The 12,204-nt window shown below is 42.2% G+C and carries 8 protein-coding genes; 2 read left to right on the forward strand and 6 right to left on the reverse strand.

All coding sequences use genetic code 11. The annotated features are described in order from the left end of the window. Positions 1-175: 175 nt before the first annotated feature. Both pykF and SJY39_RS28195 read left to right on the forward strand, forming a co-directional pair. Positions 176-1,588, forward strand: a complete 1,413-nt coding sequence (gene pykF / locus SJY39_RS28190; protein WP_010434521.1) for a pyruvate kinase PykF — start codon at positions 176-178, stop codon at positions 1,586-1,588. A gap of 175 nt (positions 1,589-1,763) precedes the next feature. Then, a complete protein-coding gene (locus tag SJY39_RS28195) occupies positions 1,764-2,435 on the forward strand; it encodes a GntR family transcriptional regulator (protein WP_080572722.1) in 672 nt (223 codons plus the stop codon). 661 nt (positions 2,436-3,096) lie between these two features. Here the strand turns inward: SJY39_RS28195 and SJY39_RS28200 are convergent. The 6 genes from SJY39_RS28200 to SJY39_RS28225 all read right to left on the reverse strand — a co-directional run bounded on the left by SJY39_RS28200 (position 3,097) and on the right by SJY39_RS28225 (position 12,159). After that, a complete protein-coding gene (locus SJY39_RS28200; RefSeq protein ID WP_016788294.1) occupies positions 3,097-4,980 on the reverse strand; it encodes a diguanylate cyclase in 1,884 nt (627 codons plus the stop codon). A 111-nt stretch (positions 4,981-5,091) separates the two neighbouring features. After that, positions 5,092-5,586, reverse strand: a complete 495-nt coding sequence (gene ilvN, locus SJY39_RS28205; protein WP_008219984.1) for an acetolactate synthase small subunit — start codon at positions 5,584-5,586, stop codon at positions 5,092-5,094. 1 nt (position 5,587) lies between these two features. Next, positions 5,588-7,327 (reverse strand): acetolactate synthase 3 large subunit, encoded by a 1,740-nt coding sequence (locus SJY39_RS28210; protein ID WP_016788295.1) that lies wholly within the window; start codon positions 7,325-7,327, stop codon positions 5,588-5,590. A gap of 460 nt (positions 7,328-7,787) precedes the next feature. After that, positions 7,788-9,596 carry a long-chain fatty acid--CoA ligase gene (locus SJY39_RS28215; protein ID WP_010434506.1) on the reverse strand — a complete coding sequence of 603 codons (1,809 nt, stop codon included), beginning with the start codon at positions 9,594-9,596 and terminating at the stop codon, positions 7,788-7,790. A gap of 201 nt (positions 9,597-9,797) precedes the next feature. Beyond that, complete coding sequence (leuO, locus tag SJY39_RS28220) at positions 9,798-10,757, reverse strand: transcriptional regulator LeuO (protein ID WP_010434501.1); 960 nt, start codon at positions 10,755-10,757, stop codon at positions 9,798-9,800. Positions 10,758-11,103: 346 nt separating this feature from the next. Next, positions 11,104-12,159 (reverse strand): MJ1255/VC2487 family glycosyltransferase, encoded by a 1,056-nt coding sequence (locus SJY39_RS28225; RefSeq protein ID WP_016767771.1) that lies wholly within the window; start codon positions 12,157-12,159, stop codon positions 11,104-11,106. Positions 12,160-12,204: the final 45 nt, after the last annotated feature.

The following is a 12,204-nucleotide window of genomic DNA, read 5'->3' on the forward strand; positions in this document are numbered from 1 at the left end:
TCAAAATCTTTTAGTCATAAAATGACTAAAATTGATGAAAGACTTACAACTCTGAAGGACATATTGGAAGTCCCACGCTTTTACACAACAGGCACAAAATGTTGATGTAGCGGGCCAATCTTCAGAACTTAAATAAATTTCAAATTGTAACAATACTTACCGGAGAGTACCTTCCATGAAAAAGACCAAAATCGTATGTACGATTGGCCCTAAAACTGAATCTGTAGAGAAGCTAACTGAACTAGTAGATGCTGGCATGAACGTTATGCGTCTTAACTTCTCTCACGGTGACTTCGCAGAGCACGGCACTCGTATCGCGAACTTCCGTACAGTAATGGAAAACAAAGGTGAGCAACTTGCTATCCTTCTAGATACTAAAGGTCCTGAAATCCGTACTATCAAGCTTGAAGATGGTAACGACGTAGATCTAGTAGCTGGTCAAGAGTTCACTTTCACAACTGACGCAACAGTTGTTGGTAACAAAGACGTAGTAGCAGTAACTTACCTAGGTTTCGCTAAAGACCTAACTGCAGGTAACACAATCCTTGTTGATGACGGCCTAATCGAAATGGAAGTTATCGCAACAACAGAAACTGAAGTTAAGTGTAAAGTTCTTAACAACGGTGCTCTAGGCGAAAACAAAGGTGTTAACCTTCCTGGCGTATCTGTTCAACTTCCAGCTCTTTCTGAGAAAGACAAAGCTGACCTTAAGTTTGGTTGTGAGCAAGGCGTTGATTTCGTAGCTGCTTCTTTCATCCGTAAAGAAGACGACGTTAAAGAAATCCGTGAGCTTCTAAACGCTAACGGTGGCGAAAACATCCACATCATTTCTAAGATTGAAAACCAAGAAGGTGTAGATAACTTCGATTCAATCCTTGAAGCTTCTGATGGCATCATGGTTGCACGTGGTGACCTAGGTGTTGAAATCCCAGCAGAAGAAGTAATCTTCGCTCAGAAAATGATGATTGAGAAGTGTAACCGTGCACGTAAGATGGTTATCACAGCAACTCAAATGCTTGACTCTATGATCAGCAACCCACGTCCAACTCGTGCAGAAGCGGGTGACGTTGCGAACGCAATTATGGATGGCACTGATGCTGTAATGCTTTCTGGTGAAACTGCTAAAGGTAAGTACCCAGTTGAAGCTGTTACTATCATGGCTCAAATCGCGAACCGCACTGATTCAGCTCTTAAAGCTGAGCTAGGTTCTCGTCTAGACAGCCCACGTCTACGCATCACTGAAGCAGTATGTAAAGGCGCTGTAGACACAGCAGAGAAGCTAGCTGCTCCTCTAATCGTTGTTGCAACTGAAGGCGGTAAGTCTGCACGTTCAGTACGTAAGTACTTCCCAACAGCAAACATCCTTGCTCTAACAACTAACGAAAAGACAGCTGCACAGCTAGTTCTTACTAAAGGTGTTAAACCAGTTCTTGTTGACTCTATCGAGAACACAGACACGTTCTACATCAACGGTAAAGAAATCGCTCTACAATCTGGCCTAGGTAACAAAGGCGATATCGTAGTAATGGTTTCTGGCGCTCTAGTGGCTTCTGGTACTACAAACACGGCATCTGTTCACGTTCTATAAGAATGAACCGATTCGCATAAAAATATAAAAGAGGGCTTCGGCCCTCTTTTTTTATGAAACAAATCTTGCCTAACTTTTCAGTACGCTATATTATCAAACAAGATAGAACTACGTACTGTTAATATCCAATGGCTCTTTCCAAGAGATGGATTAGCAGACTAGAAATCAAATATACATGAGGTTTGTAATGTCTAGTCCTACTCTCACTGACAAAGTATCAAAGATGATTCGCCAAGATATTCTCAACGGTGAATTAACCCCAGGTCAAAAGCTCGTTGTTGCTGATCTAAAAAATAGATACAACGTTGGTGCATCTCCAATTCGTGAAGCCCTAGTGCAATTGTCTTGGAGTAAATACGTCAAACTAGAGCCACAAAAAGGCTGTTGGGTTTCTCCTGTTTCAAAGAAAGAACTCAATGATCTTTACGAAAGCCTTCGTGTTGTCTCTTCTGTTTTACTTAAAAAAGCGATTTCTGCAGGCGATGAAAGCTGGGAACTAGAAGTACTGACGTCTTACCATAAACTGTCACGCGTCCAACATGTATCAGAAGAGTTTGATTGTGTTGAGTGGGAAGAACGCCACCAACGATTTCATGCAGCATTGCTCGAAGGTGCAGACTCAGAGAACATGTTTAAGTTCTTTGACGACCTGATTAACCAAGTAAAGCGCTACCGTTTTCTAGCTATGTCAGCAGAAACTGTCGCTGATGATCTGTTCAATATTGATGAACACGAAATGATCATGAAGTTAGTATTGGCTAAAAATATTGAACAAGCGACAGAACTACTCGATCAGCATTTACTAGGCTCAATGAAACGTATTGAAGAGATTATCGAAGCCGCATAATACAAAAATAAGCTTTGATCATATAAAAACGGAGCCTAATAGCTCCGTTTTTTGTTTCCAGCATTACAACTGAACTACCACCCAAAAAACTCTTTATGATGAGTATTGAGCAGCACAACCATAGGTAAAAAATACAACGCACTGAGTTGAAAACCAAGAATGGCCAATGCACCTATAGTTAATCTCACTAAAAAATCGACAAACATACCACGCCTCTTTTAACCAGACAGTATGATCCCCAAACTCTTGCTCCTGCTAACCTAATTCTACTGCTGCCAATCAACTAATTGATAAGGCTAGATAACCAGTTGAATTACGTTAACGGTGTCGTCCTTTACATCTGGTAAACACTTTAATTTACTGTTCCGCTCTATACGGTCCAATTCGAAGCAAGGTAGTTTACTTATCGTTCAGTTTAGCTCAAATTATCACCAGCATTAGACTTTAGTCTAACTGTAAGGATTTCGTGACACAGATCGCTCAAAAGTGAGATTCATAGAAATAGCACCTACCAAAGTGCTGGTTATGACGAGAAAAAGTCGAGTTAAAGTTGGGATCAAAGCGTGGATCTCATGTAGGGTTTAAGAGCGGCGTTAAGGCGTTAGACAGATCGAGAGTAGGCGATTATCTACTTGTTTGGTCTAATGAACCAATAAGATAACTACGCCACATCAGCATGACTTGGACACATTGAAACAGTATTACGCCCAGACGATTTTGAGTCATAAAGCCCGACATCAGCGCATTTATATGAACGAGTGCTGTTACTCGTTAAATCCGTAAAGCCAACGCTCACTGTCACTTTAGTACCAACAGACAGTTCTATCTCTATTCGCAAGCGATCCAATACACGTTGAGCTTCAGATAATGAAGTGTGTGGCATCAGAAGGGCAAACTCTTCACCACCGACCCTAGCAACAAAGTCAGTACTACGAAGACTGTCTTGCAGAATCTTAGCAACACAAGCAATCACACGGTCACCTTCATCATGGCCAAGCTCGTCGTTAATTCGCTTAAAGTTATCGATATCGACTAAGGCTAAACAAGTGGTCGCTTCATTAGGGTAACGCTCGACCAAACGAGAATAATACGCGAGCTGTTCTTCGAACTTACGTCGGTTCCAAAGGTTACTCAAAGAGTCTCTCTCACTGAGTACACGCAAACGCACTTCAAGCTCTTTTCTGACAGAAATATCGACTAAGGAAGTAATATAATAGCTGACCTTTCCAGAGCTATTTTTAACCGCTTGGACTCTCATGATCGCGGTGAAAGGAATACGCAGTTTGTTCTTACACTCTACTTCACCTTCCCAGACTTCTTCTTGCTCTAAATGACTCCAGATATCAGAACTTGAGAGCACTTGGTCGGTATTCTCAAGCAATAGCTGCAATGCATTCTTTCCGATAACTTGAGTTTTGCTGTACCCAGTCATGTTCTCAAATTCGTTATTGATCATCATAGTACGGTGGTGCCTATCTGAGATCATCACAGCGGACATACCATTCAAAGCGGCGCGCGCCAACTTACTCTCTAAACTACGACGTCGATAATGAGTCACTAAATAAGCAAACGGGAACGCAAAAACCAGTACCGTCAGTAACACAAACACCTCTTCTTGAGAGAGGTCACTTAGGCTTTGTTCAGCCCTATCCATCAATTGCTTCTGATCAAGATGGATCAGTAGATGGATTTTTTGATTATTGGCGAGCATAACGGTGTTAAACGCAAACAAATTACCATCTTCGAAAACGTACCCTATCTGATCGCTACTGATTGCTTGCCACGTTTTCGGGGCAATATTTTTCAGGTTGTGCCCTTTCCTTTCAGAAATAGCATCACCAAATAGCTTATTACTATTGCTGCTTGCGATGTAGTAGCCCGCCTCATTAATGACTTCGGCTCTTAAGTCATTGTCTGGTGAAAAACTAAGACGTGACGATAATCCCCATACATCGAGGTTGATAACAAGATAGCCAACTCGCTTCTCTGGTGTTTCCACAGGCGTAAATACGCGGATTACTGGCATATAGGGGAAAGTTAGCTCACCGTGCTCCGTTTCAAGCTCAATTCCCCAGCCGCCAATTTGTTCGGCCTCTAAGTTTTGAGCATGTTGGAAATAGCTTGAATCAGACTTGTTTTGTAACTCTTCTGGGATTGTCACCTTTCCAGTGTCTGACGAGTAATTCACTCGAACTAGCTCTTTACCAGTGATATCCAATAAGTGAATCTGGGTATACCATTTCTGATTGACGAGAACAGATTGCCAGACCTCTTCGAGTAGATCTTTGGTTCGTTCCGACGGAGATTCGGCAAAATTGACAAGACTTTGGCTTTGGCTGAGCAGCCCCATTACTGAAACTAATTGAGTCTTAAGCAGATCGTAATCTCGCTTGGCATAAACGAGTTGATGGACAGCTTGTTTCGCTGAGTAGTCGAAGCTCTGCTGTTTAACTTCTTTGTAGCGCTGTAAGTAATAAAGGGCAACGGCAGAACAGAGTGTGATTGAGATAATTAGTAATGTAATTATTGATTTTTTATTTCTCATTACTAGCTCAGGAGGAAAAATAGAGCGGAGGATTATAGCACTCTATAAAATTAACAAAATAAAAGCCGCCTAAAAAAGCGGCTTAAAAGCTGTTTTTAAAAGATTTATTGTTTAGGCTTTCAACGCTCGCTCACCGCGAGCAATACCAACAACACCGCTTCTAGCGACTTCAAGCACTTCTGTTACTTCAGACAATGCCTGAATGAAGGCATCAAGTTTCTCGCTAGTACCAGCCATTTGAACCGTGTACTGAGACGCGGTTACATCCACAATCTGTCCACGGAAAATATCTGCGGTACGTTTAACTTCAGCACGAGCAAAACCACTCGCACGTACTTTTACCATCAATAATTCACGTTCAATGTGCTCAAGTTCAGAGACTTCTTGTACTTTCAGTACATCGATAAGCTTATGTAGCTGTTTCTGGATCTGCTCAAGCTGCATTTCGCTTGAATTAGTGGTGACGTTCAAACGAGAAAGTGTTGGATCATCGGTCGGAGATACATTCAAAGACTCAATGTTATAGCCACGCTGAGAAAACAGACCAACCACTCGAGAAAGTGCACCAGGTTGGTTTTCCATTAATAGTGAAATAATGTGTCTCATATTATGTTCTCTCCGTTTTACTTAGCCACATGTTGTCCATACCCTCGCCTTTGATCTGCATTGGGTATACGTGCTCGGTGTCATCCACACTGATATCGACAAATACCAAACGGTCTTTCATCGCTAGTGCTTTTTCCAAACCTGATTCCAGTTCATCCGGAGATGAAATACGCATACCAACATGGCCATAAGCCTCGGCAATTGCAGCGAAATCAGGAACAGAGTCCATATATGAATTAGAGTAACGACCTTGATAAACAATGTCTTGCCACTGTTTTACCATGCCTAAGAAACGGTTGTTAAGGTTAATAATCTTAACTGGAATATTGTATTGCAGTGCAGTCGACAGCTCTTGGATATTCATTTGAATACTGCCGTCACCAGTTACTACAACCACCTCTTCATCTGGTTTAGCAAACTTAACGCCCATACCTGCAGGTAGACCAAAACCCATCGTGCCTAGACCACCGGAGTTAATCCAACGGCGTGGCTTGTTAAACGGGTAATACAAAGCAGCAAACATTTGGTGTTGGCCTACATCAGAAGCAACATAAGCATCGCCATTGGTTACTTTATGAAGTGTTTCAATAACTTGTTGTGGCTTAATTCTCTCAGATGATTTCTCATAAGCTAAACAGTCGCGTTCTTGCCACTGTTTAATTTCACTCCACCAGCTTTCCATCGCTTGCGCATCGTTACTTCCACCTTGTTCAACAAGCAGGTTGACCATGCTCTCTAGAACTTTCTCCGCTGAGCCTACAATCGGTAGGTCCACTTTCACGTTCTTAGAGATAGAAGATGGATCGATATCAATGTGCATGATCTTCGCATCAGGGCAGTACTTATCCAGGTTATTGGTCGTTCGATCATCGAAACGCACGCCAATACCAAAGATCAAATCTGCGTTGTGCATTGCCATGTTGGCTTCATACAAACCGTGCATGCCCAACATACCCAAAGAGTTTCTATGGGTGCCCGGAAAAGCGCCAAGCCCCATTAGGGTGCTAACCACGGGTAAATTCAATGCCTCTGCTAATGTTAACAGTGGCTTATCAGCCTCAGAAATAACCGCACCACCACCGACATAAAGTACTGGCTTCTTCGCTTCAAGGAGTGCTTTTAATGCTTTCTTGATTTGACCTTTATGACCCGTAACCGTTGGGTTATACGAACGCATCTTCAGCGTTTCTGGGTATTCATAAGGAAGCTTGATTTGTGGGTTTAAAATGTCTTTAGGCAGATCAATAACCACAGGACCAGGACGTCCTGTCGTTGAAATATAGAATGCTTTTTTAACGACTTCAGGGATATCTTCCGCTTTCTTCACGAGGAAGCTGTGCTTAACGATCGGACGGGATACGCCCACGATGTCACACTCTTGAAAGGCGTCGTTACCAATAAGGTTATTTGGTACGTTACCAGAAATAACAATCATTGGGATTGAGTCCATGTAGGCTGTTGCGATACCAGTAACGGTATTGGTTGCGCCTGGACCAGAACATACCAGTACTACACCAGGTTTACCGGTAGAACGAGTATAGCCATCGGCCATATGGGTCGCGGCTTGTTCGTGTCTTACTAATACGTGTTTAATTTCAGCAGTTTTAGCATGCAGTGCATCATAGATATCAAGTACAGAACCACCTGGGTAACCAAAGATTTGTTCTACACCCTCTTCAATTAGAGACTGCACCACCATCTCAGCGCCGGATAACATTGCTGTTTCAGGTTTTGTTGTCATATTGCTCTCCTCATCAGTTTCCAATCATATTTGGTGAACATGTTGGGCTGATTTTTCATAGTCTAGGGCTTATTCGTAGCCTAATTCGAAATACTTCCACTTTTTCGGCTATGGCTGTCTGTAGTGATAACAACAAACAGTAATACGAAACAACTTTAACGCTTTATTATCATCTGGTCTAACACCTGTTATCTGACAATCGTGGTAAAAAACCAACTATCAGCTCAAAGCATTAAATAAAACCTAAACTAAGCCCATTAAATAGCTATAACAACTAGATTGACCAACAAAAAAAGCACTTAATATTTAAATGAATCGCTATTTATCTATAAATAACAGCTTAATCAGTGTGCGCTTTCGCACATTGTGTTGGATCGCTAGACACAAAAAATCCCCCTAAAAATGCAATCACATTCGTAGGGGGATTTTTGAACAACTGAAAATTTATCTAAGCAGAAAACTACTTATCTTTAGGCTTTTCATTGTACATTTCTTCGATTTCGTCTTGATACTTATCGTTGATAACTTTACGACGCAATTTCTGAGTCGGTGTCAGTTCACCATCATCCATAGAAAATGCTTTTGGCAGCAGTTTGAATTTCTTTACTTGCTCAAACTTAGCCAGTTCTTGCTGTAGGTTATTCACACGTTTCTCTAGCATCTCGATAATTTGGTGATGCTTAACAAGCTCAACGCGGTCATGATATTTGATATTAAGCTCTTTGGCATACTCTTCTAGAGAGTCATAACAAGGAACAATCAGAGCTGAAACGAATTTGCGTGTATCAGCGATAACGGCTATCTGTTCGATAAAATGATCTTTACCAATCGCGCCTTCAACCACTTGTGGGGCAATGTACTTACCGCCAGAGGTCTTCATCAATTCTTTGATACGATCAGTAATGAACAGGTTACCATTTTCATCAAAATGACCCGCATCGCCGGTTTTCAGGAAGCCATGCTCGTCAAACGTGTTAGCGGTCTCTTCTGGCATCTTGTAGTAACCACGCATCACCATTGGACCACGAACAAGAATCTCGTCCTTAGCACCAATTTTTACTTCAGCACCCGGCATCGACATACCAATCGAATCAGGGTTAAAACAGCGGTCATCCCAGCACGATACTGTTGCCGTGGTTTCTGTCATGCCGTAGCCAAGTTTTACGTTGATTCCGATAGCATGGAAGAAGCGACCAATGGTTTCATCAAGCTTCGCGCCACCACATGGCATGAAGTTGATATTACCGCCTAGCAGAGCTCTCAATTTAGATAGCACAAGTTTATCGGCTAAAGCATGACTCTTCTTCAGCATAAACGATGGAGTACGACCTTCTTGGTGACAAACAGAAAGCTTTGCTCCCATGTTCACCGCCCAAGTAAACAGCACCTTACGGATAAACGGTGCTTTTGATACCTTCTCGTGAATCGCTGAGAAAATCTTCTCGTAGAAACGTGGAACTGCACACATTACTGTCGGTTTCACATCGCTTAGAGCATCACGCACTTGCATCGTATCTTGTAGGTAACAGTTGGTTGCACCTTTATAGAGGGCATAGAAAGTCCAAGCGCGCTCAAACACATGTGACAAAGGTAAGAAACACAGTGATACATCATCTTTAGTCAAGCTGAGACGTTCATCGTGACCTTTTAATTGATAGCCAATATTGGTGTAATCAAGCATCACACCTTTTGGTTGGCCTGTCGTGCCAGAGGTATAAATAAGGGTCAGTAAGTCATCCATGCTTGCATCAGCCAAACGAACGTCAAGTTCAACTTGTTGAGCTTCAACACCACGTGCCATGAAATCTTGCCACGATACGGCAAAGCTGTGTTCTTGAATGTTGATATCATTAGACATCGCCACAACAACTTCCAGCTGTTCGCACTCTTCAAAGAGGCTAACCGCAGCATCGAATTGAGCTTGCTCACCAACGAATAAGATCTTCACATCCGCATTTTGGATAATGTAAGAAGACTGCGCAGCAGTATTGGTTGGATAAATCGGCACAGTGACAAGACGAGCCTGCAAAGATGCGAAATCTGCCACAGTCCACTGAGGCATATTGTTGGAAAAGATACCGATCTTATCTTGAACTCTCAATCCTTGAGCCAATAGTGCTAATGAAAGCGTATCGATCTGCTGTCCAAACTGCTCCCAGCTAATACCTTGCCATACATTGTCGACTTTGTGCTTCAAAGCTGTACGGTTGCCGCCTTGGGCAATTTGGTCACGAAGTCTTTTTACGATATGAAAATCTAAATTGGCCATCTCTTTACCTTTGGCTTACACCTGTAAGCTTTTTTGAGCGCACAAGTGTACCTCCGATCATAGAAAAGGCAACTGACGAAGCTCAAAGTTATAAGTAATAGTACGTCTCACGCTAAGTTTTCTATCAACAAAAATAGCAGGTACAAAAAAGCCCTAAGCCAGACTCCCAGCTCAGGGCTTATAAATCATAGGGATTAGTGTCTAGTTAAGTGCCACTACTTCGCCACAGATCATCATTAACTGATCTCGTAACCAAATGTGTCCTTTATCCTTTTCACTTGATTCGTGCCAGCTTAGGAAGCCTGAAATTGCCGCATTATCGAATGGGAAATCTAGAATCTGAAGCTGCTCTTTATTTGCTGCATGTTCTACCATCCAACGAGGTGCAATCGTCACTAATTCAGATTGACCAACAACGTAAAGAACGTTGCTCAAGCTCGTACCTTCGTAGAAAGGCGTGCAATCTAGGTCACGGTAAGCTTGCTCAGAGAAGCTACGTTGACCGTGAATGCGAGACAATTTTGCGTGCTTTTCATTCAACAACTCAGTTGCTGAAACTTCACCATTAATTCGAGGGTGAGAAGCAGAAGCAACCACAACCAATTCATCTTGGAAGATTTCAGTGCTTGAGAAACCTTGCTCATCAAAACGAGCGTAATCAATCACGAAGTCGATTTCTTGGTAACGCATACGCTCAGAAAGCTGACGATCGAACTCTGCATCCATATGCAGCTTAACGCTAGGTGCTTGGTCGTTGATTGTCGACATAATCTTAGGAGCAAAACGCATATCACAAGGGCTACAAATCGCAAGTTTGAACAGGCGAGAAGACGACTCTGGCGAGAACACAGAACTTGGTAGTTCGTTGCGTACTAACTGCAGTGCTTGGCGGATTGGGCCAAACAGTTGACGAGCACGTTGAGTTGGTTGAATACCACGACCTTGACGCATGAATAGTTCGTCGTTAAACATCACTTTTAGACGAGCAACAGCGTTACTTACAGCAGGCTGAGACATGCCCAGGTTGTGAGCTGCACGTGTAATGTTTTGCTCTTGCATAACTGCATCAAATACAGTCAAAAGATTTAAGTCGACTCCACGAAGTGTGCTTTCCATTCTGTAGCTTGCAATTGCACTCATTGCGTCTTTTTTCTCTAACATTCAAGTTGCCTCTAGTCGCTTCGACAGCGTTAAATTGGTAATGGTATGGCAATAGATAACCACTAATTCTTATATTTACCAGACCGATACTTTTCGGATTGCCATTACTATTAACCAATACATCTCGAGCTACCAACAAGATTGATAAAGAATAATTTAATTTTACCTTAATGATTAAATAACATTTTAAAATCATGTATTTATGGAGTTATAAAAAAACATAAAATAAGACATTTATGAGTTTCATTTCGACTTATTTAGCTGTTCTATCGTTCAGTTACATTTGTTACAATTTATTGAACTCATGAATTGTTTAGCTAGTTAATTCAAAAACTCCACTTATGAATCAGGTTAACGATGCATAACTAGGAAAATCCACCTTATCCCAAAGCTGTTTACTTAAGGCATCTTGGTCAGACCAATTCCCCGCTAAAACCCACTCAACGAGTGCACTTGCCACGTCGGGATAGGTCACTATTTCTGCCTGTTTTTCATTGAGCCAGCTACGTAAAATAGCCGCATCTAAAAAGCTCATCGTTTGTGCCAACCCCAGAGCTTCTAGCGTGGCGACATTGCTTTGTTGTTCGAACTGCCCATCAAGCGGTTTGAGAAGCAACTTTTTACCCAAAGTTAAGGCTTCTGATGGCAATTCGAAGCCACCGTTAGCGACCACACCAGAGCACTGATTCAGGTCAAATTGGAAGCCTGCATGACTGAGTGGTTTGAACTCAATATTTTCGACTCGACTGTGCTCAATAACATTGGGGTGATAACAGATAAAATGATGAGAAATGAACTTCATCAACAACTCCGAAATCGCCTCAAGATCTTCAAACGGTAAATAAACCAAAGTGAAATTTTGTGGCGCTGTCGTTTGTTCATGATGAGTCAGCGTGTGAACTATAGGAGGTAATATGGGTTGCTCAAAGTGATACCAATGAAGACCAATAGAGTGCTCTGTTGGCGCGAAGTACTGAATCACTGAATGTTCAATCCAGTTTCCTCCTTCTTTAGGCACATCGTAGCGGAACGCATTTTGGTGGCTTATGCCAATACATGGTACACCCTGTCTCTTAGCCGCCCATGCAGTCACAGGTTCAAAGTCATTAAGCACTAAGTCATAAGGCATCAGATCGATCTGGTTAATTTCACGCATAAATCGCCAGATATTATTCTTGATGAATGTTTTACCGTACTTAACCTGCCCTTGCTCACTGAAAAAAGTTAAGCCATCGCGGGTTTGATAGTTCCCAAACTCTTCCATTGAGAAGTACTTGCTCTCATCTCGTCCTGAGAATAGGAAGTCGACATCGATATTTTGTTGGCGAAAAGCCACCGCCATTGCTCTTGCACGAGCGATATGACCATTCCCTGTACCTTGTACGCCATATAATATTTTCATGGGTGTTCCTTTAGGTTTGAGCTTAAGCTCGGCAACGACTGACAA

The sequence above is a fragment of the Vibrio sp. R78045 genome, from assembly GCF_042466085.1.
Taxonomy (GTDB): Bacteria; Pseudomonadota; Gammaproteobacteria; order Enterobacterales; family Vibrionaceae; genus Vibrio; species Vibrio cyclitrophicus.